The organism is Roseospira goensis, assembly GCF_014197795.1.
GTDB classification, from domain to species: domain Bacteria; phylum Pseudomonadota; class Alphaproteobacteria; order Rhodospirillales; family Rhodospirillaceae; genus Rhodospira; species Rhodospira goensis.
In genome coordinates this window covers 15,501-41,552 of record NZ_JACIGI010000027.1, presented here as the reverse complement: position 1 = coordinate 41,552, position 26,052 = coordinate 15,501, and the positions used below count along the sequence as shown (strand labels likewise).

Genomic DNA, 26,052 nt, shown 5'->3' with positions numbered 1-26,052 from the left:
ACCGTCGCATCGGAGGAGTCCCCATGGTCGCCATCAGTCTCATCACCCTGGCCGTCGCCGATGTGGCGCGGTCGTGCGCCTTCTACGAGGCGCTCGGCCTTCGCACGGCGCCCACGAACGAGGAAGGAGTCGCCTTCCTCGACGGCGGCGGTGTGGTTCTGAGCCTGTACGGCCGCACCGCCCTGGCGGAGGACACCGGCCTGACCGACGCCCGCCCCGGCGGCGTCACCCTGGCGTTCAACGTGGCCACGCCGGAGGAGGTTCCGGTCCGCCTCGACGCCGCCGTTGCCGCCGGCGCCACCGTTCTGAAGCCGCCCCGCACCATGCCGTGGGGCGGCGTCACGGCCTACTTCGCCGATCCGGACGGCCATCCCTGGGAAATCACCTGGGTTGACGGCTTTGCGCTCACCGAGGACGGACGCATCGTCCTGCAGATGGAGCCGTCGCACGGGTGACGGGCGGGGCTTGGATGGATCGCCACTTCGGGTAAACTGCCGGCGCCACGGGCGGCTGATTGACGGATCGCATTGACACCTGCGGTCCGGCCGTCCGGCGTCACCCCGTCACACCCGGAGGACCCGATGCCCCAGCCCGATCACGTCACCCGCCTCGACATTCCCGACCGTTGCACCGACGCGCCCGACCTGCAGGGCTACTTCGAGACCTGCACCGAAAAGCTCGGGCTGGTGCCGAACGTGCTGCGGGCCTACACCGGCAATCCGGACAAGCTGCGGGCCTTCGGCCGGTTCTACAACACGCTGATGCTGGGCGAGTCGGGGCTGTCCAAGCTCGAACGCGAGATGATCGCGGTCGTGGTGAGCTGTGCCAACCACTGCTATTATTGTCTGGTCGCCCACGGTCAGGCGGTGCGGGCGCTGTCGGACGACCCGCAGCTTGGCGAGATGCTGGTCATGAACTATCGTGTGGCCGACTTGCCGCCGCGCCAGCGTGCGATGCTGGATTTCGCGTGGACGCTGACCCTGGCCCCGCTGGAGATCGACGAGGCCGCGCGCCAGCGCCTGCGGGACGTCGGGTTCAGCGACGACGACATCTTCGACATTTGTGATGTCGCCGCATTCTTCAACTACACCAACCGCATGGCGCACGGCACCGAGATGATCCCCAACGCCGAATACCACGCCATGAACCGCTGAGTCGGTGCGGCCGGCGGCGCGCCAGCGGCGTCGCCGGCCGGGCCTCGTCAAGGGAGCCGCCGCGGCATGTTTCGTTTCCTGGGCAAGCTGGTCCTCTGGCTGTTCGCCATCGTCGGCGTCGTCGTGGTGATCGTGGTCGCCGCCGGCGTGGTGCTCGTGACCCAGTTCCGCCCCCAGACGGAGAGCCTGCCCGCCGAAATGGTCCTGACCGTGGACCTGGACCAGGCCATCAAGGAAGGACCGGACACCGGCTGGCTGCCGGGCGGCGGCGGCCGGGAGCTGTCGCTGGGAACGCTGCTGGAGGGCTTGCAGCGGGCCGCCACCGACGACCGCGTCACTGGTCTGGTGGCGCGCGTGCGCATGCCGGAGATGGGGCTGGCGCAGGCCCAGGAGGTGCGCGACGCCGTCCATGCCTTCCACGCCAACGGCAAGCCGACCTACCTGTACGCCGACGCCATGCCGGCCGCCGGTGGCTCCGGCACGATGGCGTATTACCTGGCCTCGGCGTTCGATGAGATCTGGATGCAGCCGTCCGGCGAACTCGGGCTGATCGGCCTGTCGGTGGACCTGCCGTTTCTGGCCGCGACCCTGGAGCGCTGGGGCATCGCCTTCGAAGCGTCGGCCCGCGAGGACTACAAGGGTGCTTTCGCCAGCCTGACCGACGCGTCGATCCCGCCCGAGATCGAGGAGAACATGGGCCGCCTGGTGGCCTCCTGGTTCGATCAGATGCAGGCCGGTGTGTCCGCCGCCCGGGGCGTGCCGCTCGAGGACCTGCGGCGCGTCATCGACCGGGCGCCGCTGCTGGTGGAGGAGGCGGTGGCGGCCGGGCTGGTCGACCGCGCCGGCTATCTGGACGAGTTCCGCGACGCGGTGCGCGAAACGCTGGGTGCGGTGCCCCGCCTTGCGGTCGGGGACTACATGGCCCGGCGCGACGACAGCCGGCCCGAGGACGCGCGCCGCATCGCCCTGGTGCACGGCGTCGGCATGGTGGTCCCCGGCGGCGGCGAGGATACGGCGGACTTCGGGTTGGCCTCGCAACTGCGGGCCGAGGACGTGGCGGACGCCATCCGCGCGGCGGTGGACGACGAACGCGTCGCCGCCATCGTCCTGCGGCTCGACACCCCCGGCGGCGACTACGTCGCGGCCGACACCGTGCGCCGCGCGGTCGCCCGGGCGCAGGCGCGCGGCACGCCGGTGATCGCCTCGATGGGCAACACGGCCGCGTCGGGCGGCTACTTCATTGCCGTGCAGGCCGACCAGATCCTGGCCTCGCCGGGCACGGTCACGGCCTCCATCGGGGTGGTGGCGGGCAAGCCGGTCATCCGCGACCTGTCGGCGGATCTGGAGCTGACCTGGGCGCGGCTGTCGGAGGGGCGCAATGCCGGCATGTGGAGCTTCACCGAGCCGTTCTCCCTGGCGGCGCGCCGCGCCCTCGACCGGCGGTTGGATGCCATCTACGCGGACTTCACCGCGCGTGTCGGCGAGGCCCGCGGGTTGACGGCGGCGCAACTGGACCGGGTGGCCGGCGGGCGCGTCTTCACCGGCGCGGATGCGCTCGACGTCGGGCTGGTGGATCGGCTGGGCGGGTTGCGCGAGGCGCTCCAGGTGGCGCGCGAGGCCGCGGCCCTGCCGGCCGACGAGCCGGTGGTGGTGGCGCCGTACCCGGCGCCGCTGGACCCGGTGCGCCGCCTGATGCGCCTGCTGGAGAGCGGCGACCTGCCCGGGCTGACGTCCGGCGCGGGGGCCCTGTCGGGGCCCGAGGTGCGAGCCCTGCTGCGCGTGCTCGCGGTGCTCGATCCGGTTCTTGGGCGGATCGACGGCCTCGCCGGGCCGGGCGCCGGCGGCGGGGCGCGTCTGTGGTATGGTGGCCCGACCCAACCGGCCGGCGGCCATGGCGATCGCGGCCGTCCCGGTCCGGACTGAGCGCCCCGGTCATGCGCCTCGCGTTGCCTTGCCGGGCGCGGGTGGAGTACCGTTTCGGCGGTCGCCGCGGTGGGAGGCCGCCGCGCCGCCCGGCGTGACGAGAGCACAGAGGGGGGCGACGGGGGGGCGACGGCGCCGGCCCGCGCCCGCCACGGAGTGGTCTTTTTTCGGGCGGATCATACCGGAGGCGGCCGATGGCCGGGCGCGCCCACCAGAGGGCGGCCCAGGAGCGGGAGCCGGAGCCGCACACGCACCGCGGAGGACGACCGACACATCAGATCCGGCCAGACACCCTCAGACACACACGCGACGACACACACGCGGCCAGACACAACAGTGGGGGAATCATGACCATCCTGACGAAATCCTGGGTTGCCGGCGCCGCCATGGCGGCCGCCGTGATCTCCGGTCCGTCCCTGGCGGCCAACCCCATCTACACCGGCGGCGAGTCGGGCAGCTACTTCGGCTCCTTCGGTCCGCTGTTGCTCGAGACGCTGAAGACCGAGTTCTTTGACTACGAACTCAAGACCAGCGCCGGAAGCGGCGAGAACATCGAACAGGTGCTGAACAACCCGCGCGCCATCGGCATGACGCAGACCGACGTTCTGGCCTACAAGTCGGCCCAGAACCCGGCCATCGCCGAGAAGGTCGCGATCATCCGCAACGACGTCACCAACGAGTGCCTCTATGCGGTCACGGACGAGGCCAACGCCGAGCGCCTCGACAACTGGGGTGCGGTGACCGGCTATGCCCGCCGTCTGCGCTTCGCGCTCGGTCCGGAGGCCAGCGGATCGGCGCAGACCTTCAAGCTGCTCCAGACCTTCGAGGAGGGCCTGGCCCAGGCCAACAAGGTCAACTACATGGGCAGCACCGACGAGGCCATCGACGCCGTCATCAACGGCGAGGCCGACGTCGCGTTCTTCGTCCAGTTCCCGGATCCCTCGAACCCGCGCTTCGAGCGCCTGAACGACGCCAAGATGGCGTTCGTGCCGGTGGTCGACCGCGCCATCCTGCGCCAGCGTTTCGCGGATGGCGAGCGGGCCTACGTGCCGCTGGAGGTGAAGGTCACCAGCGCGGGCCTGCTGAACTGGCGCGGCGTCGAGAAGATCGTCACCGCCTGCACGCCGCTGGCCTACATCACCGGCCGTCCGGACCAGCTCCCCGAGGGTAGCGACGCGCGCCTCGACCAGGAGGAGATGATCCAGACCGTCCGCTCGGCGCCGCTGGAGGCGTTGCAGCCGTCGGCCGGCTGGTTCCAGTCCATGCTGGATGAACTGGCCGAGGTCTCCGAACAGGGCATGGAAAAGGCCCTGCAGGCGGTGGAAGAGGCGCGCGAGCGCATCACCGAATAGCCGCACGACCGCGCGCGGGTCCCCGGGTCGGGGCCGACGCGCCGGGAGGGCCGCGCGATACCGGGAACGCGGCTGGACCGCGGTCCCGGGTCGCCCGTCCCGCAACATGGAGAGGGGGACATGGCAGCAAGCAGTTTCACGTTCGTCGGGTTCCTGGTCCGCTGGCTGGTGGCCGTGGTCCTGGTGCTGGCGACGTTCAACCCCACCGACTGGTCGCTGGTGGGCTGGATCCAGACCACGCCGCTCGACCAGGACCTGCCGCTGAAGGCCCTGCTGGCGGTGGTCCTGCTGATCGGGTTCATCATCTACCTTCGCGCCACCATGCGCTCGATCGGCCCCGTCGGCATCGGCCTCATCGTCGTCCTGTTCGCGGTGTTGGCCTGGGCCGTGGTCACCTATGCCGGCACGGATTGGTTGACCGGTGAGATCCTGATCTGGATCGGCCTGTTCGCGGTCGCCACCATCATGGCCGTCGGCCTGTCCTGGTCGCACATCCGGCGTCGTCTGACCGGGCAGTACGATATCGACGACGTCGAGACCTGACGTCCGCCGCTCGGGGGACCCGCGCTTGGGTGCGCCGATAGCAGCCCCGCAGACACAGGCCCGGACGGCGGTCGGCGCCGCCCGGGCCGAGACGGCATCGGTCGCGCCCGACGCGGTCGACGCGGTCGACGACACCGTCGCCGATACCTTCATCCCGGTCCCCCAGGGCGCGCTGGTGGAGCGGTTGGGTGCGCTCTGGTCCGGGGCCGGGCCGGAGACCCGCGCCACCTTCGACGCCCTGGGCCGGCTGCTCGGGCTGCTGTTCCGGATTGAGGGCCGCGAGGTCTTGGCCGGCCTGCGCGACGACTACCATCCCTTCAATCCCGACCTGCCGCCCGCGGCGCTGGACTGGAGCGAGGACCGGCCGGCGACCTACGCGCGGCTCAAGGACCGGCTGTCCCGGCTCCTCGCCCAGGCCAACTTCGTTCGCGTGGATCCCGAACGCCTGACCCGGGCGGAACGCGCGGTCGCCGAGGTCGACGCCGAGGTGCGCGTGCCCCGGCATCACTACGCCGATGTCGCCTTTTTCGCCCGCGGCCGGCGCCGCGCCAGCACCGAACGCAGCCACCTCTTCGGCCTGATCCGCCGGGTCGTGCCGGCGATCCGGCTGCGCCACGTCGTGGTCCTGATCCGGTTTCACGACTCCATCGCCGAGCCGCGCCGGCGTCTGCCGCTGCCGGAGAGCCTGACGCCCGGCGGGCGGCCGCTCACCCGCGTGTTCGAAGGGCGGGTCGTGCTCAAGCTGTTCACGGACGTGGCCGAGGCCGACCTCAACATGCTCTACCCCGGGGCCCGCGCCGTCATGCGGCTGCGCGACAAGCTGTTGCTCGGCGTACCGGCGGTGGCCGGGGGCGTACCGGTGCTGATGAACATCCTGCCGGCCCTGTCGGTGCTGATGGTGGTGGCCGCCGCCTGGCTCGGCTTCACCGCGGCCGGCTCGGTCGAGCAACAGGACTTGGCCAAGGCGCTGGCGGCGATGAGCGCGCTGGCCGGGCTGGGCGGCTTTCTGATGCGGCAGTGGATCAAGTTCGAGCGTCAGGTGCTGAAGTACCAGATGGTGCTGACCGACAATCTTTATTACCGCAACGTCTGCAACAATGCGGCTGTGTTCGATTATCTCCTGGGTACCGCCGAGGACCAGGAGTTCAAGGAGGCGCTGCTGGCCTACGTTCATCTGGCGCGCGCCGAGCGGCCGCTGGACGCCGCGGGCCTCAAGGCGGCGGTCGAAGCGTGGCTGTCCGGGACCTGTGGTGTCCGGGTCGACTTCGACATCGACGACGCCCTGGGGAAACTGGGCCGTCTCGACCTGCTCGCGGCGGCGGGAGACGGCCGGTTCGGTGTGCCGCCGCTGCCGGAGGCGCTGGACCGGCTGCGGTCCCGCTGGCACCGCGAGGCGGGCGACGGCCCCGACGGCCTGGTCCGTCTGGGGGCGCGCGGCAGCACCGAGAGCGCCGGCTTCGACGCGGCCGACGGACGCTGATCCGGTCGGCGGTCCGCTGGCGCCGGGCCGGCGGCGTCGCTGTGACTGGAGTCACTGCCGCCGGCATGGCGCCGCCCTAGCCTGACTCGTGGACCCGTGCGGCGGGTCGTCGTCGGCCGGCGGGCGCGACGCGGCGGGCCGCGACGTGTCCTCGGCGGTGCCAGGAAAGGACGTCGCGCCATGCAGGTCATCGTATTCGCGTCGCAGAAGGGCGGCTCCGGCAAGACCACGCTGGCCGGTCACATGGCCGTGCGGGCCGATACCCTCGGCCTGGGGCCGGTGGCGATGCTCGATACCGACCCCCAGGGCAGCCTGGCGCAGTGGTGGAACGCGCGCCGCGCCGAGACGCCGCTGTTCGTGCGTTCGTCGCTCACCGAGCTGCCGGAGACGCTGGCCGAGCTGGAGCGGCGCGGCATCCGGCTGGTGGTCATCGACACGCCGCCGGCCATCACCATCGCCATCCGCAGCGTGGTCGAGAACGCCGACCTGGTGGTGGTGCCGGTGCGGCCGAGTCCCCACGACCTGCGCGCCGCCGGTGCCACGGTGGATCTGGTCGAGGGCCTGGCGCGCCCGTTCGTGTTCGTCGTCAATGCCGCCACCGCCCGCGCGCGCATCACCGCCGACGCCGCGGTGGCCCTCAGCCAGCACGGCACGGTCGCCCCCGTCACGGTGCAGAACCGGGTCGACTACGCGGCCAGCATGAGCGACGGCCGCACCGTCATGGAGGTCAACGCGGACGGTCCCTCGGCGGCCGAAATGCTCGCGTTGTGGGACTATCTTCAGGATCGGCTGGATCGGGCCGCCCGCCAGGCCGAACCGGCCGGACCGCGCCACGGTGCGGCGTTCTCCGACTTCGTGCGCGAGTCCTATCAGCCGCCGCCGCGCGCTGCGGTGCTGGCGCAGCAGACCGGGATCCCGGCGGCGTCGATCGTGCCGGCGGTCGCCGCGCCTGCGGTGGTGCGCGAGGCCACCGACGAACCGTCTGAGACGGACGACCGGATCGCGGAGCCCGGGACCGTCGCGGCGTCCGCCAGCCGGGACGCCCGGACCCTGGCCGCACGAACCCCGGCGCCGACCTATCCGGCGCGTGGGGTGCGGCCCAGCCCGGCCCAGGGTCGCGTCGGCGGCGGGACGCGCCATGCCTTCGGGCGGCGCGGGATCGTGGAGGCCTCGTCATGAGCGCGGTGTTCGGACTGGATGCGCTGTTCTCCCGCAAGGGCGAGGCGGCGCCGGCCGTGCAGGCCGCGATTCCGTCCTCCGGCCGCAGCCGGTTCGAGGATCTGGCGCGGACCCTGGGGGCGAGCGCGGCGCCCGAGGCGGAACCGGAGGGCGGGGACGCCCCGGCCGCCCACGGGCCCGCGCCGGACCGGCGGGTGATGCCGTTCCCGCGTCCTCACGTGGTGGCGACGACCCAGACGCCGCGGCCGGAGCCGGCCCCAGGGCAGGGCGGGAGCGGGCAGCCGGTCGAGCCGGTCGCGGACGGGCCGACGCGCCCGTGGCATCACCTGCGCGAGGCGCTGTCCCGCCGGCGCGAGGCGGCCGAGGGCGGCGGACGGTCGTCGGCGGCCCGCCCCGAACCGGCCGCGACACGGCGCGGCGCGGCGGCGGTGCCGGCGGCGCGCGGCCGCTTCGGCCCGGGGCCGGTGCCACCCTGGGTGCGGCTGTCCGGACGCGCCGATGGCTTGCGCCAGACCCTGGCGGCGGCCCCGGCCGAGGAACCCGGTGACCTTGAGGTGTATCTGTTCGGGCCGGAGCGGCCGCCGGGGACGGTGGGCGAGGACGAGGTGGGGGCGGGCGAGGCGGCGTCGCGCCGCCGGCACGTCAGCGTCCGGCTGCCCGCTCGCGAACACGAGTTGCTGCGCCAGTTCGCCAAGGTGTGCGCCACCACACAGCAGAACGTCCTGCGGCGGGCGCTGCTGACCTACATGATCGACGAGTTGCGGCGGCGCCTGGACGAGACCCCGGCGCAGCCGACCACCGGTCGCTGACCGCATCGGTGGTCTCGGCGGTCCGCTCCGGACTGGAAAGGCTGTCGGCCCCGCACGGTTCCGGTATACTGCCGCGGCGGGAGAGTCCCGCCCGTCGTCCGCCCGGTCGGGATGCCGGGCCGGGCGGCGTGCCGGACCGTAGGAAACGGGCGCAAGCATGGCCGAGACCATCGGGCAGTTGATGAAGGTTCACGGGTCGCGCGTGACGGCCTATGGCGTGCCGGACGGCGGCATCCGCGAGTGTCGCCCGGGGCGCATGGTGCGCATCGACACCGTGGACGGCGCCGTGATCGGCGTGGTGGGGTCGGTGCATGCGGTCGACGGCGCCGGGGGCGCGCCGGCCGCCGGCCCCGTGGCGGTGGACATCGCCGCCATCGGCGAGGCCGAGCGCCGGGAGGACGGCAGCCTGGGGGCGGTGCGGCGGGGCGTGACGCGCTATCCGAGGATCGGCGATCCGGTCGCCATGGCCAGCACCGCGGATCTGGCCGCCGTGTTCGCGCCGCCGAGCGAGGCCACGGTCCCGGTCGGACAGATCTACGGCGCCCCCGAGGTGCGCGCCCACCTTCAGGTCGACGCCATGCTGGGCCGGCACTTCGCTATCCTGGGCACCACCGGGTCCGGCAAGTCCTGTACCGTCGCCCTGGTTCTGCACAAAATCCTGGAGGGCTTTCCGCACGGCCACGTGGTGGTGCTGGATCCGCACGACGAATACCGCGAGGCGTTCGCCGGCCTGTGCCACGTTGTCGATCCGGCCGGCATGAGCCTGCCGTACTGGCTGATGACCGGGGAGGAACTGGCGAGCGTGTTCCTGGGCGCCCGGCTAGATGACTCGCCGGCCGAGGTGATGCTGCTGATGGACGCCCTGATGGCGGCCAAGCGCAAGTCGCCCGTGGGCAGCCGGGCGCCGGAGGAGGTGACGGTCGACACCCCCATTCCCTACCGGCTCAGCGATCTGCGCAAGGCGCTCGACGACGAGGTCGGTAACCTCAACCGGTCGGAGGATGTGCGGCCCTACCTGCGGCTCATGAACCGCCTGGACACCCTGATGGGGGATCCGCGCTTCGCGTTCATGTTCTCCGGGACGCTGATGCGGATCTCGATGGTCGACGTGATCGCGACCCTGCTGCGCCTGCCGACCGACGGCTGCCCGCTGACCCTGGTCGACCTGTCCGGGGTTCCGAGCGAGGTGGTCGAGGTTGTGGTCTCGCTGTTCTGCCGCATGGTCTTCGATTTTCAGTTGTTCGCGGCCCGGGGTGGTGATCCCAGCGTGCCGGTGCTGCTGGTGTGCGAGGAGGCGCACCGCTACGCACCGGCAACGGCCGGATCCGTGTTCCGCTCGACGCGCCGGGCCCTCGGACGCATCGCCAAGGAGGGGCGCAAGTACGGTCTTGGTCTCGGCCTGATCTCGCAGCGGCCGTCCGAGCTGGATCCGGAGATCCTGTCCCAGTGCAACACCGTGATGGCGCTGCGGCTGTCCAACGAGCGCGATCTGTCCTACGTGCGCGGCGCCCTGCCGGACGACGCCGGCGACCTGGCCGGGACGCTGCCGGCCCTGGGCATGGCCGAGGTGATCGCGGTCGGCGCGGGGGCGCCGATGCCGATGCGGGTGAAGCTGGACCTGCTGCCGCCCGAGAAGCGACCGCGCGCCGGGGCGGCCGCGTTCTCGGACAGTTGGGACAGCGAGGCGGGGGATCGCGGCTATGTGGAGCAGGTGATCGGACGCTGGCGCTATCCCCGTCAGTAGCGGCGTTCGCGCATCCGGTATGGCATGCTTCGGGGACGGGGAGTCGGCGCGGGTGGCGGGCGGACCGCCGTGGGGGAGACCCGCGGACGACAAGCGAAGGGGATCGCCATGAAACGTGCGTTCGCTGTCCTGCGGTCGATCCGGCGCGATACGCTGGGGGCCACGGTTGTCGAATACGGTCTGCTTGCGGCCCTGATCGGGATCGGCATGCTGGTTGGGCTGGTCGCTTTTGGGAACAATCTGACCGGTGTGTTCGAAGCGGCCTCGAACGAGGTTTCCAACTGGTGATCGGTGCGGGATCGGCCGTGCCGGAGCGGGACGGGCGAGGATCAGGGATGACGCAGGATGCCCGGGATGCCACGGCCTGTTGGGTGGCGGTGGCACTCTCCGCCGTGATCGTTGGTGCGGTCACGGTCAATGCCGCCGTCGTCGACGGCAGTGCCCTGCCGGGCTTTTTCGGGACCGACACCTACGCGCGCATGGTGCGGGTCGTCGACCTGTGGCAGGGAGGGGCGTGGTTCGAGGCCCGCTATGACCGCATCCTGCCCGACGGCCTGGTGTCGCACTGGACCCGACCGCTGGACGTGCTGATCATTCTGTGCGCGCTGCCGTTCATGCCGGTCATGGACGCGCCGGCCGCGCTGCACTGGGGTGGCTTCATCGTCGCGCCCGTCCTGTGCGTGGTGGCCGTCGGGGGACTGGCGTTTGCGCTGCGGCCCTTGCTGGGGGCGGTCCAGACCACCTTCGCCGCGCTGGCGCTGCTGTTCATCGCCCCGATCATCGGTGTGTTCGTGCCCGGCCGGCCCGATCATTACCCGCCGCTCATCCTCGCCTTCGTCTTGATCCTGTGGGGGCTGGTCCGTCTGATGACGGAGGCCCGTTGGCGGCGCGGGGCCGTTGCCGTCGGGTTGGGCCTGCCGCTGGCCATCTGGGTCAACATCAGCGGGGTGCTGCTGGCGCTTGCGATCCCGGTGGTGCTGGGGGTGCGGTGGCTGGTGTCGGGCGATGACTGGGGGCGCCGCAACGTCTGGGTAGCAGCGGCGGCTGTGGCGGGCACCATCGGGGCTCTGGTGATCGAGCGGCCGCCGCTCGATGCCGTGACGGCCGTGGAGTTCGACCGCCTCTCGCTCTGGCATTTGAGCGTGTTCGTCGCGGTGCTGGCGTTCTGGATGGCCCTCGGGGCGGTCGAACGCCGCCGGCCCGGGTGGACCGCGGGCCGTGTGGGGCGGGCGGCCGTCGCGGCGCCGCTGGCGGTTGTCGGACTTGCCGCGCTGCTAGCGCTGTTCCCGCAGGTGCTGGGACCGGACCAGGGCATTCCGATCGACCCCCTCTACGAACGGGTTCGCCTGGTCCGTATCGACGAGTATCAGCCGCTCCTGTCGGCCGCGGACCTGGCGAGCTGGGGCCGGGCCCTGACCGCAATGGCCGAGAAGGGGGCCTACTTCGGTGCCGCGGCGCTGGGCCTTGTCGGCCTGGCGCTGCTGCTGGTGCGGGGGCCGGGACCGGCGCGCTGGGTCTGGGGAACGCTGATCGCCCTCGCGGCGGTCTACATGGGTCTGACCTGGCCGCCCAATGCGGCCTGGATGCCGCTGGTGCTGGCCTTTCTGGCGCCGGGGTACGGGGTTCTGGTGGCCGGCGTGTTCGAGGCGCTCGGCGCCTTGGCCTTGCCGATCCGCGTTCCCGCGCGGGTGGCGGCCACCATCCTGGTCATGTTCGCCCCCTTCGGCGTGCAGCGTCTGGCGGCGGCCGACGCGGCGGAGCCTGGTCCCAACCTGAAGGAGGTCTGCGCCTTCACCGGGGTGGCCGACTGGATCGCGGCCACGATGCCGGCGCCGCCGCGCCTCAACATCATGGCGGTGGCCGACATGGGCTCGGAGCTGATGTACCGCACGCCGCATCGCGTCTACGCCATGCCCAATCACCGCCTCCAGCCCGGGTTCACGACCACCTGGGAGGTCATGACCGCCGATGACGCCGCGACGGCGCGCGGGATCGCGACCGGGGCCGGGGTCGATCTGCTGGTGGTCTGCGACACCCCGGGCATGGATGGCTTCTTCACCGATGCCGATTCGGCGACCGATTTCCGGTCCCGGCTGCTGGCGGGCGAGCGGCCGGACTGGCTGCGACCGCTGGAGCTGCCGGCGCGGCTGGGCGACGCCCTGCACGTCTATCGCGTCGTGAATGACCCGGGGTGAGGCCGTGGCGACGCTCATCATCCACATTCCGTGCTTCAACGAGGCCGCGACCCTGCCGCGCACCCTGGCCGACCTGCCGCGGTCGGTGCCGGGCTTCGATCGCGTCGAATGGATGGTGACCGACGACGGCAGCACCGACGACACCAGCGCGGTCGCCCGCGCGCATGGGGTCGATCACGTTGTGCGGCTGCCGGTGAACCGGGGCCTGGCGACCGCCTTCATGACCGGCCTTCTGGTGGCGCTGGAGCGGGGCGCGGACGTCATCGTCAACACCGACGCCGACAACCAGTATGACGCCGCCTGCATCCCGGATCTGGTCGCGCCGATCGTGGCGGGACGGGCGATGATGGTGGTGGGAACGCGGCCGATCATGGAGACGGCCGAGTTCCCGCTGGCCAAGAAGCTGTTGCAGCGCCTGGGAAGCTGGGTCGTGCGCCTGGCGAGCGGCACGCGCGTTCCGGACGCGCCCAGCGGCTTCCGCGCCATCAGCCGGGAGGCGGCGCTCCGGCTCTACGTGTTCAACACTTATACCTACACGCTGGAAACGCTGATCCAGGCCGGCCGCATGGGCCTGCCGGTTGCCGCGGTGCCGGTGCGGACAAACCCGTCGACGCGGCCGTCGCGGCTGTTCCGGTCCATGCGCGGGTACGTGTTGCGCTCGATGGTCACGATCTTCCGCATTTTCGTGCTGTACAAGCCGCTGCGCTTCTTCGCCCTGCTTGGTCTTCTGGTGGCGGTGCCGGGCCTGGTGCTGGGCCTGCGCTTCCTGTACTTCTTCGCCATCGGCCAGGGCAGCGGCAATATCCAGTCTTTGATCCTGGTCGCGATCCTGATGGTCTCGTCGGTCGTCATCTTCGCCGCCGGCGTGCTGTCGGACCTGATCGCGGCCAACCGGGTCCTGCTAGCCGAGATCCGGACCGCCCAATTGCGGGCGCGCCTGGGCGCGCGCGGCGGCGGGGTCGATGGTACGGCGGATAGGGTGGGACACGAAGGGCAGGGCGATGGCGCGGACCCCTGAGACGGCGCCCGTGGTGCGCGAGGCGGCGCCGGGCCACATCGGCGGCAACGTCTACGACAAGTACGGCTCGCGCAATCCCATCGTACGGGCCCTGATGGCCGGCTTCCTGCGTGACTTCGATACTCTGGTGGCGCGCGTGGCGCCGAGCACGGTGATCGAGGCGGGCTGCGGCGAGGGGCACCTGTCCGCGCGGCTGCTGGGCCGTGTGGCGGCGCTGACGGCGTTCGATGTGGACGCCGGCTGTGTCGGGCAGGCGCGCGACCGCCTCGCGGCGCGCGCGGACGGGACGGGTGCGGTGCGGGTGGTCCAGGCCGACCTGACCGAAGACGGGGCCAAAGGCCGCGGGTCAGAGCTGGCCGACCTGCGCGCGGACCTGGTGGTCTGCTGCGAGGTGCTGGAGCACGTGCCGGACCCGGAGGCGGCGCTCAAGCGGCTGGTCGCGTTCAGCAACCGTTATCTTCTCCTCAGCGTGCCGCGCGAGCCGCTGTGGCGGGTCCTCAACATGGCGCGGCTGAAGTATCTTCCGGCGTTCGGCAACACGCCGGGCCACGTCCAGCACTGGTCCAGTGCGAGCTTCGAACGCCTGGTGGCGCGTCAGGCGCGCGTGCTGGAGGTGCGCCGCCCGGTGCCCTGGACCATGGTCCTGGCGGAGCGGCTCTGAGGGGCACGGTGGCGCTGTCGGAAGAACACGCAATCCCCGACGCCGTGGGGACGGGCCTGTTGAGATCGTCGACATCAGGGCCTCGGGCGGGTGGCCGGGGTCGCCGCGCCCGAGTCGCCTACCCGAAAGGCGCGTCGTCCGTTGCGAATTGGCAACACATGCAGACAATGATAGGCCGTTGTGCGACTCGAGTCCAGTAACGTGATGTTAAGTGGCGTGGGGTACGGTATACCCAAAACGGAGTACAGCCCCTGGACAGGTGATATAGAGGCGTCGCGAGCGGGCGTGATCGGCAGTATCCGATACAGTCGTGTCTCAGGCGGCCAGCGACGAACACCAAGTCTCACGGGCCGGAAAGTGGTCGGAACGTGGCCGGAGATGTAACGGCTGTCACAGTGGACACTGCATGCCTCGCGTATCATACTCCGCATGAGGCCGTTGGAGACAGGCCTCGCGTGGTGACGGAAGCTTCGGACACAGCAGTCTGTGCGATCGGTACCTGGACGCGCCCGCGCGGCGCCGAGCAAGGAGGAGAACCCATGTTCACCATCATCAAGCATGTCCTGACGGCCCTCGGCCGCGACGAAAAGGGCGCGACGGCGATCGAATACGGCCTGCTGGCGGCGCTGATCGCTCTCGCTATCATTGCCGGCGCGAGCGTGCTGGGCAACAACATCAGTGATCTGTTCGAGGGCATCGCGTCGAACCTCGCCAGCCAGACGCCCTCCTAAGAGGGTTTGTCCAGCTTGTAGACGTCAGAAGAGCCGTCGCTCACCCCTATCGTGGCAGGGGTCTTTCGATCGGTGTCTGAGCGTGCTCTTGAAGTCTTGCGAACACGACCCGCCCGCCCCGGGCGGGTCGTTGTGTTTCGGGGGCGGCGTGGGGCCATGATCGCTCCCACCTCCCCGGTTCGGGTGGCATGCCGGCCTGTAAACGGCTGCGTCCGGGTCATGGCCCATCGGTATCACGACGGGACGTCATGTCTATCCTCATGACCTGGGCCGGGGCCGCCGTGGTGCTGCTGACGGCCGCCGCCGCGCTTCAGGATGTCGCCAGCCGCCACATCGCGAACGGCTTCTCGGTCGCGGTGGCGGCTCTGTTCGTGCCCGTTGCGGCACTTGCCGTCGGCCTTGGGGCCGCAAGCCTCGCCGATGTCGGCTGGATGGCGGCCGGCGCGCTGGCCGTGTTCGTCGCGGGCACGGTCCTGTTCGCCGTCGGCATGCTGGGCGGCGGGGACGTGAAGCTGCTGACCGCGGTCGGGCTGTGGATCAGGCCGGGCGCCCTTCCGGAGATACTTGTTATCATTGTGGTCGCCGGTGGCCTACTGTCGCTGGCCCTCTTGGCTCTTCGGATAACACCCGTGAAAATTTTTGAAAAACAGACGTTTGTAGCGGCTTGCTTTACCAATGATCAAGAAAGCTGGCACACTGTGCCCTATGGACTCGCGATTGCGCTCGGCACCCTGGCGGCGTGGCTGACCGGGGCGCTGGGGCTGCCGATCGGTCCGGCGCCCGGCTGACCGATCCGGTCCGGCCCCGGCCCGCGAAGCCGTCGCGACGCGCCCCGCCCTGGAGGGGAAGGAGCCTCGGATCATGCGTGCGGTTCTGTTGCTGGTCATCGCCATCGCCGTGGCCGCGGCGGGGGGCGCGGCTTACCTCGTCAACAGTTACCTGGCCCAGCAGCGCCAGCAGACCACCGAAGAGGAGCCGGTGTTGCCGGTGTTCACGGGCCAGCGCGTGCTGGTGGCCGACGAGGACATCGAGGCCGGGGTTCCCCTGCGCGGGTCGATGTTCCGGTGGCAGCCCTGGCCGGAGGAGGACATCCTGTCGGTCTACAAGGTGATCGGCGAGACCGAGGGCCTGACCGAGCGCCAGATTTTCAATCAGCGCACCCGCTTCGAGGAGGAGATGAGCGGCAAGATCACCCGCCGCTTCATCGCCGCCGGCGAGCCGATCACCGACCGCACCGTGTTCGACCGCGCCAACGCCAGCTTCATGGCGGGCGCGCTGGAGCCCGGCATGCGCGCGATCTCCATCCCGGTGAACGAGGCCAGCGGGGCCGCCGGCTTCATCCTGCCCGGCGACCGCGTGGACATCGTTCTGACGCACGACCTTCAGGCCGCCATGCCGCGCGGTGCCTCCGGACCCGGCGTGAACGCGCCGGTCGCCCGCTACGTTTCGGAGACCATCCTGGAGTCCCTGCGCGTGCTGGCGGTGGACCAGGAGATCCGGGGTGAGGACGACGAGGCCCAGCTCGTGGATACCGTGACCGTGGAGGTCTCGGCCGCCGAGGCTGAGATCGTCAACCTCGCCCGCCAGATGGGCAGCCTGACGCTGACCCTGCGGGCGCTGAGCGATCGCCAGGGACCGGTGGGGCTGGCGTCCCTGCTGGGACTGGGCGGACCGGCCCGCGAGCGCGAGCGCCAGCTTGTCACCGACCGCAGCGTCAGCGGTGGACTGGACATGCTGCTGCGGGCCGCCGCCGAGGCGGAGCGGCAGCGCGAGTTGCGCGAGTTGGCCCGGGAGCAGGCCCAGGAACCGGAACCCGTGATGGCGCCGCCGGTGGTCGAGCCGCCGCCCCCCGAGCCGGTGGAGGAGGGGCCCGCCTGGACCGTGACCGTCTATCGCGGCGGGGCTGGGGAGCCGACGGTCTACGAGGGGCTGGATCAGGGCGTGACGGTCTCGGCGGGCGAGTCCGGGACCGTCTCCCCGTCGGGGGCGGCGCCGGTCGGCCGGTCGGGTCCGCCCGGGGCACCGGCGAGCCCGGATGATGTCGGTCCGCCCATCGGCATCACGCCCGAGATGATGGACGAGATTCCCATCGAAGAGTGATTTGACTCCCGTTTCTCATGTACAAACGAAGAAACTTGGTGCAACATACGGAGCTGGCGAGTTTTTTTGGCTTGCGTTGAGACCCTGCTGGAGGATGGTCAGTCGTGAGGCCCACCCGCGGAGGACAGGTCCGACCCACCGCCCGGCGCGCCGCCGTCGCGCTCGGTGTGGCGGTGGGGCTTGGCCTTCTGGCGCCTGGGCTGCTGGCACCTGGGCCGTCGAGCCTGGGCGGCGGCGCGGTGCGGGCCCAGGAGGCGGGGCGCGGGACCTGGATGGGCACACTGGAGCCGCTGCCGCCCGGCATGGCGCGCCAGGCCGCCCCGGCTCCGGCTCCGGCTCCGACCTCGACCCCGGCGCGTTCCGCGCCCGCGCCCGCGCCCGCGGCGTCCGGACCGGGCACGGCGACCTCCGGTGCCGGTCCTGGTGGGGCCGTCAGCTTCGATCCGCTGCCGCCGCCGGCGTCCTCGGCGCGGCGGGCACCGTCGGCGGCGGCCCTGGCCGAGCCGTCAGCGCAGGCGACTCCGGGGCCGCTGCTGCCGTCGGATGACCGGGGCGCGGCCGGCCTGGGTCCCAACACGATGCCCCTTCCGCCGGCGTCGGCGCGCCCGGTGGGAACCCCGGGATCGGTCGGCGACGAGGGTCCCCTGGAGGCCGGGCCGGATCGCGCGCCGCGGGAAGACGCGGCGGAGGCGGCGACCGCGCCGCCCGAGCGGGCGGTGATCCGCGCCCGTCCGGTGGTCGAGCCGGCGGTGACCCCCGGCCGCGAGCCGCCGCGCGAGACGGTGTCGCGCGGCGTCTTCCGCCAGGGCAATCGCATCATCGCCACCGTGGGGCGCGCCGTTCAGCTTGAACTGGACCGCCCCGTCGCCACCATTGTCGTCGGTGATCCGGAGATCGTGAGCGACGTGCTGGCCGAGCCAACACGGGTGTTCCTGGTGGGCAAGACCGCCGGCGCCACCAATGTCTTCCTGCGCGACGAGGACGGCCGCGTCATCGAGATGTACGAGATGACCGTCAAGGCCGACATGGACGGCCTGCGCGAGGCGCTGGCGGCGGTGCTGCCGGAGAGCCGGCTCAAGATCACGCCCACCCAGGGCGGGGTGGTGCTGACCGGTCAGGTGCGCTCCGCCGTCGAGGCGGCCAACGCCGAACGGGTCGCCGGGCAGTTCGTCGGCAGTGACGGGGCCGTGGTGAACTCGCTGAATATCGCCGGAGACCAGCAGGTGCTCCTGCGGGTGCGCGTCTCCGAGATGAACCGAACGGCGCGCAAGTTCCTGGCGACCGACACCAACTTTGACGTCGGTCGCGGCGGTGATGCGCTGTTCCGCACCGTGCCGTTCTTCAACAACATCACCGGCACCACGATCGAGCGCGCCGGCACCATCGGCGCCGGCCTCGCGATCACCGCACCGACCGGCGCCCTGCTCATCAATGAACTGGGTATCGACGACATCACCTTCTCGACCCTGGAGGACAAGGGCCTCGTCCGCCTGCTGGCCGAACCGGCGCTGACCGCCATCTCGGGCGAGACGGCCAACTTCCTGGTCGGCGGCGAGTTCCCGGTGCCGGTGGGGCGCGACGACGACGGCCGCATCATTATCGAGTTCAAGGACTTCGGCGTGAAGCTGTCGTTCACGCCCGTGGTCCTGTCGGACAACCAGATCAGCTTGCGCATCAACACCGAGGTCAGCCGTCTGTCGGAGGAAAACTCGCTGCTGCTCGACGGCCTGGTGATTCCGGGCCTGAGCACGCGGCGCGCCGAGAGCACGGTGATGCTGCCGTCGGGCGGCAGCCTGATGATCGCCGGCCTGTTGCAGACCGAGGACCGCAACGCCATCCAGGGCATCCCCGGCCTGATGGACCTGCCGGTGCTGGGCGCCCTGTTCCGCAGCCAGGATTTCCAGAACGAGCGCAGCGAGCTGGTGGTCACGGTGGAGGCCTTCAAGGTGCGGCCGCGCCAGTTCGGTCCCGAGTTCGTCTTGCCCACGGACGGCTTCCGGCCGGCCGACGACCTCGACATCTACCTGCTGGGGCGGCTGCATGATCGCTACAGCGGGGGCGGCGGGCCGCCGGTCATGGTGGGCGCCCCCTTCGGCTACATCATGGAGTGAGGAGCGTCATGGGCAGCGCCTACCGGGTCCAGGGGTCGGCCCCCCGTACCGCGTCCGTCCGCCGCCGGATCCCGCGCCGGATCCGTGCGGTGCTGCTCGCGCTGGGGGGTGTCGCCGTGCTGAGCGGTTGCCATACCGACGGCGCGCCCGATCACGACACCCAGTATCAACTCTCGGCGGAGCGCCGTACTTTCAAGACGGCGGTGCCGTTGCCGGAGGTGACGCCCGACGGCGCCGGCGGCACGGTGTTGATGCAGCCGGGGTTCGTCGAGGACTATCTGCGGCGCGGGCGCACGGCCATGCGTCTGAGCCCGGCGTCCGTCACGTCGGACGCGGATGCGCGCGCGCTCACCCTGCTGCGGTCGTGGCTGGAGGACCGCGGTGTCCAGACGGTCGTGGAGCCGCCCCTGTTCACCAGGGATGCGCCCGAGGGCGGCATGGTGACGCTGTCGTTCGAGGCCTATGTCGCCAAGGTGCCGACCTGCGGCGACTGGTCGGGGACGACCGGGTTCAATCCGTCCAACCGCTACCACAGCAATTTCGCCTGCGCCTACAACCGGAACATCGGGCTGATGCTGTCGGATCCGGGCGACCTGATCCAGGGCCGCCCGCCGGGTCCGGCCGACACAGCCCGTCAGGGTCTGGTGATCGAGAAGTACCGGCTGGGCGAGACGACGGCAACGGAGACGCCCGAAGAGGAGAGCGGGTCGGTGACCGGCATTGCCGAGTGACGCGGTCGGCGAAAAGGGCGCGCCGGCCCGGGCGACGGTGACCGGATGCGTGGACAAGACGGCATGAGGGTGTTGGCGAGGATTGGGGTGACATGCGGACCACGGTCGAAGCGTTCGTCCTGAACGACCGGACACGGGCGGCGGTGGAAGCCCTGGCCGAGGACGTGCGGCTGCGGCGGTCGCAGGTCAGCATCCATCCCGGCGGACTGGCCGAGGCGCCGGCGGCCCTGGTTCGCATGGACAGCCCGGGTCTGCTGATCCTGGAAAGCGACAAGCATGGCGAGGGCCTGCTGGCCGAACTGGACACCGTGGCGGATTACGTCACGCCCGACACCAAGGTCGTGGTGCTCGGTCTGGACGACAGCATCGCGCTGTACCGCCAGCTTCTGAGCCTGGGCGTGGCCGACTATCTGGTCTCGCCGCCCGCGCCCGAGGACCTGATCGACACCGTCCTGCGCACCACGACCGACACCGGCGAACACAACCTGGCGCCGCTCGTGGCCGTGCTGGGGGTGCGCGGCGGCGTGGGGTCGAGTGCGCTGGCCTGCAATCTCGCTTACAAGATCGGGCGCGACATCTCCGGCGAGGTGGCGCTGGTCGACCTGGACATCTCGGCCGGGACGGCGGCGGTCAACCTGAACCTCAATCCGCGCCAGTCGGCGGCGGATGTGCTGAGCCAGGCCGAGAACCTCGACACCATGATCCTCGACCGCTACCTGCAACGCTACGACGAACATCTGGTGCTGCTGGGATCGACGGCGCAGCTCGACGTATCGTTCCGGCCGCCCGGGGACGTTCTTGAGGGGCTGCTCGGCCTGCTGCGCCGCCAGCATGACGTGGTGGTCCTGGACCTGCCGCGGCAGTGGTCCATGTGGGTGCGCGATGTGCTGCTCGACGCCTCCGCGGTGGTGCTGGTTGCCTACCCGGACCTGAGCAATCTGCGCGACGTTCAGAAAATGGTGACCTTTCTGACCGAGAAACGACGGTCCGACCTGCCCACGCGCCTGGTGCTCAACAAGGTCGGCATGGCCCCGAAGGCCGAACTCGGCGGCAAGGATTTCGAGGAGGTGGTCGGCCAGGCTCCGGTCGCCAGCGTGCCGTTCGAGCCGGTGGTGTTCGGACAGGCGCTGAACACCGGCGAGCCGGTGGTCAAGAAGGGCGGCAGCAAGGCCTACCTGCGCGCCATGGACACGCTGGTCGACAGCCTTGAACTCGACATGAAGCCCGGAACGCGGGCGGCGAGAAAAGCCCGCAAGAGCTTGTTGAGAGGATGGTTGGCGCCGCAGAAGAAGGCGTCGCGCAAGAAAGCGTAGTGACGCGACTCGGGGACGTCGGGGCAGCGTCCAGGCCAAGCACGGGCACCTTTCGTGCGGCCGGAGTGCTTTGGTATCATCGTCTGCTGCGGCGTGACGCGGCGCCGCGCCCGTCGCGGCAGCCGCAGGGCCAGGCGGGGCGCAGGGCAGGCGCCCGGCACAGGGTGCGGGTCCGGAGCGCCGGCGCGTTCGGCTGATCGGCCCGGGCCTGCATGAGGAGTCAACCATGTTCGGACGCCGCATAGACACGGGCGGCAAGGGCGAAAGCACGTCACAGCCCCGGCCGGTGCCGACGGGGCCGGGGGGGAGTCGCGGCGCGCGTCCGTCGCCACGTGGCGACGGCGCCGAGCGGGCCGAGGCGGCGCCGGCGGCGACCGCCCCGCCGCCCGAACCTGCGGTCATCGTCGACGAGGCGGGGCTGGAGCGCCTGCGTGCCCGCGAGAACCGGCTTGAGGAAATCAAGGTTTCCGTCTTCAACAGCCTTATCGAGGCCATCGACCTCGGGCAGCTCAGCACGCTGTCGCCGGACGCCGTGCGCGAGGAGATCTCGGACGTCATCAACGAGATCATCTCGATGCAGGACGTCCTGGTGAACGCCCAGGAACAGAAGCAGATTATTGCGGATATCTGCAACGACATCCTGGGTCTCGGCCCGCTGGAACCTCTGCTGGCCCGCGACGACATCGCGGACATCATGGTCAACGGCTATGACAAGGTCTACATCGAGGCCAATGGCCGGGTGGAGCGGACCAACGTCAAGTTCCGCGACAACGCGCAGCTCATGAACGTCTGCCAGCGCATCGTCTCGGCCGTCGGCCGCCGCGTCGACGAGGCCAGCCCGATCTGTGACGCGCGCCTGGCCGACGGCTCCCGTGTCAACGTCATCGTGGCCCCGCTGGCGCTCGACGGGCCGACGCTCACGATCCGCAAGTTCAAGAAGGACAAGCTCACCTTCGAAGAGCTGGTGCAGTTCGGCTCCATCAGTCGCGAAGGCGCGGCCATCCTGGAGGTCGCCTCGGCCTCGCGCTGCAACATCCTGATCTCCGGCGGTACCGGCTCCGGTAAGACGACCCTGCTGAACTGCCTGACCAACTACATCGAGCCGGCCGAACGCGTCATCACCTGCGAGGACGCGGCGGAATTGCAGCTCAAGAACCCCCATGTGGTCCGTCTGGAAACCCGGCCGCCCAACCTGGAGGGGGTCGGCGAGATCACCATGCGCGACTTGGTGCGCAACTGCCTGCGCATGCGGCCCGAGCGCATCATCGTCGGCGAGGTGCGCGGTCCCGAGGCGTTCGACCTGTTGCAGGCGATGAACACGGGCCACGACGGCTCGATGGGCACGGTCCACGCCAACAACCCGCGCGAGGCGATCTCGCGCCTGGAGAACATGGTGGCCATGGGCGGGTTCAGCCTGCCGCCCAAGGCCACGCGCGAGCAGATCTCGTCGGCCATCACCCTCATCATCCAGGCGGCGCGGCTGCGCGACGGCTCGCGCAAGATCGTCCAGGTCACCGAGGTGATGGGCATGGAGGGCGACGTCGTCACCCTTCAGGACCTGCTGGTGTTCGACTACCTCGACGAGACCCAGGACGGCAAGATCATCGGACGCCACCGCGCGACGGGGATCCGGCCCGGGTTCTGGGACCGGGCGCGCTACTTCGGGCTGGAGGACAAGCTCGCGCGCGCGTTGGAGAAGGCCAGTGATTAACGGACCGCTCAGCCCCGAGACGATGCTGGTGGCCGGCATCGCGCTCGCCCTGTTCGTCATGGTACTGGCAATCGCCGGCGGCGTGGCCTATGCGGTGACCGAGCCGCGCCGGCGGCTGCGCCGGCGGATGGACGGGCTTGGCCTGGCTCCGGCCGGGGCCGGTGGGTCCGGTCGCGCTGTGCGCGGTCTGCGCCCCGGCGGCAGCGTGTCCGGGGGCAGCGGCGAGACGCAGACCCGGCAGAAGCGCATCCAGGAGAAGCTGCGCGAGCTGGAGAAGGACAAGGAGAACCGCACCCGGCGGAGCAACCGCGTCCGCCAGACCCTGCTGCGCGCCGGCCTGCGCATGGATTACCGGCTCTACCTGCTGGTGACGGTGGTGATCGGCGCCGCCGCTGCCGTGTTCGTGATCGTGGCCGGCTTCAACCCGCTGATCGGCCTGCTGGCGGGGATCACCGTGGCGTTCGGACTGCCGCGGCTGGTGCTGGGCTTCATGGCCCGCCGGCGCCAGAAGCGGTTCACCACCGAGTTCCCCAACGCCATTGATGTGCTGGTGCGCGGCGTCCAGTCCGGCCTTCCGGTCAGCGAGTGCATCGGCATCGTCGGACGCGAGGTGCCCGATCCGGTCGGCGCCGAGTTCCGCATGATGGTGGAGGGTCAGCGCGTCGGCCTGCCGCTGTCGGAGATCATGGCGCGCGGTCTCGAACGCATGCCGACGCCGGAGTACAAGTTTTTCGCCATCGTCCTGCAGATCCAGCAGCAGACCGGCGGCAACCTTGCGGAGACCCTGGCGAACCTGTCGACCGTCATCCGCGAGCGCAAGCAGATGCGGTTGAAGGTCAAGGCGCTGTCGTCCGAGGCCAAGGCGTCGGCCTGGATCATCGGCTCGCTGCCGTTCATCGTCGTCGCGCTGATCTCGCTGACCAGTCCGACCTATCTGGTCCCGCTGTTCGAGACCGCGGCCGGACACATCATCATGGTGGGCGGTCTGCTCTGGATGGCCACGGGCGTGGCCATCATGGCGAAGATGATCAACTTCAAGATGTAGGGATGCGCCGTCATGGAAGCGACCTTCCTGGGCTTCCGGGTCGAGATGATCATCAGCGCCCTGGCGTTCATCGGCGCGTTCGCGACCGTGCTGGCGATGGCCCTGCCGTTCCTGCAACGCGACCATCGCGCCGCGCGTCTGCGCAGCATCTCGCGGGCGCGCGAGGAGTACAGCCGGCAACAGCGTACCGAGATCGAGCAGCAGCGGCGCGCCCGCTGGCGCCCCAAGAAGAGCGTCAGCCTGCTGCAGGCCGTCGTCGATGCCCTCAAGCTCGAACGGCTGATCGCGCCCAAGGGGATCAAGCTGAAGCTGGTCCAGGCCGGCTACCGCCAGCCCTACGCGCCCAAGGTCTATGTCGGTCTGCGCGTGCTGCTGCTGATCGGCTTTCTTGTGGCCACCTTCCTGTATGTGACGGTGGTCCTGGAGGATCAGTTGATCTTCTTCCAGAAGGTCCTGGTTCTCGCGGCGGCCCCCGTGGTCGGGTTTTATCTGCCGCACCTGCTGCTCGTGAACATCATCCAGAAGCGGCGCAAGGAAATGGAGCTGGTGTTTCCGGATGCGCTCGACCTTCTGGTCATCAGTTCGGAGGCCGGGCTGTCCATCGAGGCGGCGTTCCAGCGTGTCACCAACGAGATCGAGGATGTCTCGCCCGTCCTGTCCGAAGAGTTCGGCCTCACCACGGCCGAGCTGGCGTTCCTGGGCGACCGGCGACGCGCGTACACCAACTTCGCCGATCGCACCGGCCTGCCGGCCGCGAAGTCCCTGACGGTCACCCTGTTGCAGGCGGAAAAATACGGCACGTCGGTCAGTCAGGCCCTGAAGGTCCTGTCGCAGGAAAACCGGGCCGAGCGTCTGTCCAAGGCCGAGCGCAAGGCGGCGGCGCTGCCGGCCAAGCTGACGGTGCCGATGATCGTGTTCTTCCTGCCGGTGCTCATGGTCGTGATCCTGGGGCCGGCCGCCATCCGGGTGGCCGAACTGCAATAGGTCGCGTCGTCGGCGCACGTCTCGGGGTTTTCCGAGAGGACGGCAACGATTGGGTTCGTCAAGGTCAAGTCGTGGTCAGGGGCGGCAAGTCGAGGGGCAGTCGGGTGATGTTTGTCACTGACAGGGCGACATGGGACGCGGCATCATTGTCCGCCGGTCACAGGACGTGTGCCGGCCTTGTCGCCTGGGAGGCCCTGTCGTGACGACAAAGCGCCGCAGGGATCATTTGGTCTCCCGTCTGTGGCGCGCGCGCCGCGGGGCGGTGGCGATCGAGTTTGGACTCGTCGCCCTGCCGCTGGTCTTGATGCTGGCGGCGGTCCTGGAGATCGGCATCATGCTGCTGCATAGCGTGACGCTGCACGGCGCCCTGGAGGAGGGCGCCCGCCAACTGCGCACCGGTCAGGTCTTCAACTCCGGCAATCCGCGCCAGACCTTCGAGGACGCGGTCTGCGGTGACGGGCTGCTCATGTTCGACTGCGCCGATCTGGTCTTCGACGTGCGCAACTATGGGGACTACGGCTCGGTCAACCTGACGCCGCCGACACTGGGCGGCGACGGTCTGCCGCAGTCTCCGAGTTTCGCCCCGGGTGATGCCGGCGACATCACCGTCGCGCGGGTCTACGCGCGCTATCATTTCGCGACACCGCTCATCGGGGCCTTCTTCAATGATGATGGCTACGACAGCCGCCTGATCGCCTATGCGGCGGTGGTGAAGGGGGAGCCATGGTGATCCGCAGGCTCCTGAGGTGCCGCAAAGGATCGGTCGCGATCGAGACGGCGTTCGTCATCCCGGTTCTCATCACCATGTTTCTCGGGATGATCGAACTCACCATGTTCATCGAGGCCACCCGCAAGGCCGTCAGCGCCACCCAGACGGTCGCCGATCTGGTGGCGCAGGAGGCGACCCACGACGACGAGTCCCTGGCCGACATTCGGGCGGCGGCGGACATCATCCTGAATCCCCTGCCGACGGACTCCAACACGCTGCAGATCACCATCGCCAGCGTCGGGTTCGACCAGAGCGGCAACACACGGATCCTGTGGCAGGACAAGTCGGCGGGCGGCGCGGCCATCAATCCTGCCGTGGGCAATGGCCTGGGGTCGCCCAATGAAAGCGTCGTTGTCGTGCTCATGACTTACACGTACAGTAGTCCTTTCGACTTCATCTTCGAGAGTAAGAACCTGGCCGAGGAAGCCTTTGCCCGCCCGCGCGTTGCCCGGCGGATTGCACTGAACGGGTCCGTCGAACACTGAACAAGACACGCCAA

Annotated in this window: 24 protein-coding genes; all 24 read left to right on the top strand. The window is 70.2% G+C overall.

Annotated elements, in window-relative coordinates:
* Positions 1-23: 23 nt before the first annotated feature.
* On the top strand, positions 24-455 hold the full coding sequence (locus GGD88_RS14075; protein WP_184436525.1) for a VOC family protein: 432 nt from the start codon (positions 24-26) through the stop codon (positions 453-455).
* Between the two features lie 126 nt (positions 456-581).
* Positions 582-1,154, top strand: a complete 573-nt coding sequence (locus GGD88_RS14070) for a peroxidase-related enzyme (protein WP_184436523.1) — start codon at positions 582-584, stop codon at positions 1,152-1,154.
* 66 nt (positions 1,155-1,220) lie between these two features.
* Positions 1,221-3,077 carry a S49 family peptidase gene (locus GGD88_RS14065; protein WP_184436521.1) on the top strand — a complete coding sequence of 619 codons (1,857 nt, stop codon included), beginning with the start codon at positions 1,221-1,223 and terminating at the stop codon, positions 3,075-3,077.
* A 347-nt stretch (positions 3,078-3,424) separates the two neighbouring features.
* Positions 3,425-4,429, top strand: coding sequence for a TAXI family TRAP transporter solute-binding subunit (locus GGD88_RS14060; RefSeq protein WP_184436519.1), 1,005 nt, complete (start codon positions 3,425-3,427; stop codon positions 4,427-4,429).
* A 120-nt stretch (positions 4,430-4,549) separates the two neighbouring features.
* Complete coding sequence (locus tag GGD88_RS14055; protein WP_184436517.1) at positions 4,550-4,972, top strand: DUF6524 family protein; 423 nt, start codon at positions 4,550-4,552, stop codon at positions 4,970-4,972.
* 25 nt (positions 4,973-4,997) lie between these two features.
* On the top strand, positions 4,998-6,452 hold the full coding sequence (locus GGD88_RS14050; protein WP_184436515.1) for a TMEM143 family protein: 1,455 nt from the start codon (positions 4,998-5,000) through the stop codon (positions 6,450-6,452).
* A 180-nt stretch (positions 6,453-6,632) separates the two neighbouring features.
* Positions 6,633-7,631 (top strand): ParA family protein, encoded by a 999-nt coding sequence (locus GGD88_RS14045; protein WP_184436513.1) that lies wholly within the window; start codon positions 6,633-6,635, stop codon positions 7,629-7,631.
* Positions 7,628-8,440: a hypothetical protein gene (locus GGD88_RS14040; protein WP_184436511.1), complete on the top strand. Its 813-nt coding sequence runs from the start codon at positions 7,628-7,630 to the stop codon at positions 8,438-8,440. The genes GGD88_RS14045 and GGD88_RS14040 overlap by 4 nt, the downstream gene beginning before the upstream one ends.
* 157 nt (positions 8,441-8,597) lie before the next feature.
* Positions 8,598-10,184 (top strand): ATP-binding protein, encoded by a 1,587-nt coding sequence (locus tag GGD88_RS14035; protein ID WP_184436509.1) that lies wholly within the window; start codon positions 8,598-8,600, stop codon positions 10,182-10,184.
* Positions 10,185-10,292: 108 nt separating this feature from the next.
* Positions 10,293-10,472 (top strand): Flp family type IVb pilin, encoded by a 180-nt coding sequence (locus tag GGD88_RS14030; RefSeq protein ID WP_184436507.1) that lies wholly within the window; start codon positions 10,293-10,295, stop codon positions 10,470-10,472.
* A 47-nt stretch (positions 10,473-10,519) separates the two neighbouring features.
* Positions 10,520-12,379 (top strand): hypothetical protein, encoded by a 1,860-nt coding sequence (locus tag GGD88_RS14025; RefSeq protein ID WP_184436505.1) that lies wholly within the window; start codon positions 10,520-10,522, stop codon positions 12,377-12,379.
* A gap of 4 nt (positions 12,380-12,383) precedes the next feature.
* Positions 12,384-13,397: a glycosyltransferase gene (locus GGD88_RS14020; protein ID WP_221237157.1), complete on the top strand. Its 1,014-nt coding sequence runs from the start codon at positions 12,384-12,386 to the stop codon at positions 13,395-13,397.
* Entirely contained in the window at positions 13,381-14,058 is a 678-nt protein-coding gene (locus tag GGD88_RS14015; protein ID WP_184436501.1) for a class I SAM-dependent methyltransferase, read from the top strand. Before GGD88_RS14020 ends, GGD88_RS14015 begins: the two co-directional genes overlap by 17 nt.
* Positions 14,059-14,597: 539 nt before the next feature.
* Positions 14,598-14,789 carry a Flp family type IVb pilin gene (locus tag GGD88_RS14010; protein ID WP_184436499.1) on the top strand — a complete coding sequence of 64 codons (192 nt, stop codon included), beginning with the start codon at positions 14,598-14,600 and terminating at the stop codon, positions 14,787-14,789.
* Positions 14,790-15,037: 248 nt separating this feature from the next.
* Positions 15,038-15,577: an A24 family peptidase gene (locus tag GGD88_RS14005; RefSeq protein ID WP_184436496.1), complete on the top strand. Its 540-nt coding sequence runs from the start codon at positions 15,038-15,040 to the stop codon at positions 15,575-15,577.
* A 73-nt stretch (positions 15,578-15,650) separates the two neighbouring features.
* Entirely contained in the window at positions 15,651-16,889 is a 1,239-nt protein-coding gene (gene cpaB, locus GGD88_RS14000) for a Flp pilus assembly protein CpaB (RefSeq protein ID WP_184436494.1), read from the top strand.
* A 104-nt stretch (positions 16,890-16,993) separates the two neighbouring features.
* Complete coding sequence (locus GGD88_RS13995; protein ID WP_184436492.1) at positions 16,994-19,000, top strand: pilus assembly protein N-terminal domain-containing protein; 2,007 nt, start codon at positions 16,994-16,996, stop codon at positions 18,998-19,000.
* An 89-nt stretch (positions 19,001-19,089) separates the two neighbouring features.
* Entirely contained in the window at positions 19,090-19,731 is a 642-nt protein-coding gene (locus tag GGD88_RS13990; protein ID WP_221237156.1) for a CpaD family pilus assembly lipoprotein, read from the top strand.
* A 92-nt stretch (positions 19,732-19,823) separates the two neighbouring features.
* Positions 19,824-21,044, top strand: a complete 1,221-nt coding sequence (locus GGD88_RS13985; RefSeq protein WP_184436488.1) for a cellulose synthase operon protein YhjQ/BcsQ — start codon at positions 19,824-19,826, stop codon at positions 21,042-21,044.
* Positions 21,045-21,270: 226 nt separating this feature from the next.
* The gene (locus GGD88_RS13980; protein WP_184436486.1) at positions 21,271-22,755 is read left to right on the top strand and encodes a TadA family conjugal transfer-associated ATPase; all 1,485 of its coding nucleotides are present in this window, start codon (positions 21,271-21,273) and stop codon (positions 22,753-22,755) included.
* Positions 22,748-23,800, top strand: coding sequence for a type II secretion system F family protein (locus GGD88_RS19330; RefSeq protein WP_184436484.1), 1,053 nt, complete (start codon positions 22,748-22,750; stop codon positions 23,798-23,800). Before GGD88_RS13980 ends, GGD88_RS19330 begins: the two co-directional genes overlap by 8 nt.
* A 12-nt stretch (positions 23,801-23,812) precedes the next feature.
* A complete protein-coding gene (locus GGD88_RS13970) occupies positions 23,813-24,784 on the top strand; it encodes a type II secretion system F family protein (RefSeq protein ID WP_246423779.1) in 972 nt (323 codons plus the stop codon).
* Positions 24,785-24,983: 199 nt separating this feature from the next.
* Positions 24,984-25,514 carry a TadE/TadG family type IV pilus assembly protein gene (locus GGD88_RS13965; RefSeq protein ID WP_184436482.1) on the top strand — a complete coding sequence of 177 codons (531 nt, stop codon included), beginning with the start codon at positions 24,984-24,986 and terminating at the stop codon, positions 25,512-25,514.
* The gene (locus tag GGD88_RS13960; protein WP_184436480.1) at positions 25,508-26,038 is read left to right on the top strand and encodes a TadE/TadG family type IV pilus assembly protein; all 531 of its coding nucleotides are present in this window, start codon (positions 25,508-25,510) and stop codon (positions 26,036-26,038) included. Before GGD88_RS13965 ends, GGD88_RS13960 begins: the two co-directional genes overlap by 7 nt.
* The last annotated feature ends 14 nt before the right edge of the window (positions 26,039-26,052 follow it).

Excerpts from the sequence above, each read along its gene's own strand:
- GGD88_RS14075 (WP_184436525.1), top strand. The coding sequence starts at position 24 with ATGGTCGCCATCAGTCTCATCACCCTGGCCGTCGCCGATGTGGCGCGG.
- GGD88_RS14070 (WP_184436523.1), top strand. The coding sequence starts at position 582 with ATGCCCCAGCCCGATCACGTCACCCGCCTCGACATTCCCGACCGTTGC.
- GGD88_RS14065 (WP_184436521.1), top strand. The coding sequence starts at position 1,221 with ATGTTTCGTTTCCTGGGCAAGCTGGTCCTCTGGCTGTTCGCCATCGTC.
- GGD88_RS14060 (WP_184436519.1), top strand. The coding sequence starts at position 3,425 with ATGACCATCCTGACGAAATCCTGGGTTGCCGGCGCCGCCATGGCGGCC.
- GGD88_RS14055 (WP_184436517.1), top strand. The coding sequence starts at position 4,550 with ATGGCAGCAAGCAGTTTCACGTTCGTCGGGTTCCTGGTCCGCTGGCTG.
- GGD88_RS14045 (WP_184436513.1), top strand. The coding sequence starts at position 6,633 with ATGCAGGTCATCGTATTCGCGTCGCAGAAGGGCGGCTCCGGCAAGACC.
- GGD88_RS14040 (WP_184436511.1), top strand. The coding sequence starts at position 7,628 with ATGAGCGCGGTGTTCGGACTGGATGCGCTGTTCTCCCGCAAGGGCGAG.
- GGD88_RS14035 (WP_184436509.1), top strand. The coding sequence starts at position 8,598 with ATGGCCGAGACCATCGGGCAGTTGATGAAGGTTCACGGGTCGCGCGTG.
- GGD88_RS14030 (WP_184436507.1), top strand. The coding sequence starts at position 10,293 with ATGAAACGTGCGTTCGCTGTCCTGCGGTCGATCCGGCGCGATACGCTG.
- GGD88_RS14025 (WP_184436505.1), top strand. The coding sequence starts at position 10,520 with ATGACGCAGGATGCCCGGGATGCCACGGCCTGTTGGGTGGCGGTGGCA.
- GGD88_RS14015 (WP_184436501.1), top strand. The coding sequence starts at position 13,381 with ATGGCGCGGACCCCTGAGACGGCGCCCGTGGTGCGCGAGGCGGCGCCG.
- GGD88_RS14010 (WP_184436499.1), top strand. The coding sequence starts at position 14,598 with ATGTTCACCATCATCAAGCATGTCCTGACGGCCCTCGGCCGCGACGAA.
- GGD88_RS14005 (WP_184436496.1), top strand. The coding sequence starts at position 15,038 with ATGTCTATCCTCATGACCTGGGCCGGGGCCGCCGTGGTGCTGCTGACG.
- cpaB (WP_184436494.1), top strand. The coding sequence starts at position 15,651 with ATGCGTGCGGTTCTGTTGCTGGTCATCGCCATCGCCGTGGCCGCGGCG.
- GGD88_RS13985 (WP_184436488.1), top strand. The coding sequence starts at position 19,824 with ATGCGGACCACGGTCGAAGCGTTCGTCCTGAACGACCGGACACGGGCG.
- GGD88_RS13980 (WP_184436486.1), top strand. The coding sequence starts at position 21,271 with ATGTTCGGACGCCGCATAGACACGGGCGGCAAGGGCGAAAGCACGTCA.
- GGD88_RS13970 (WP_246423779.1), top strand. The coding sequence starts at position 23,813 with ATGGAAGCGACCTTCCTGGGCTTCCGGGTCGAGATGATCATCAGCGCC.
- GGD88_RS13960 (WP_184436480.1), top strand. The coding sequence starts at position 25,508 with ATGGTGATCCGCAGGCTCCTGAGGTGCCGCAAAGGATCGGTCGCGATC.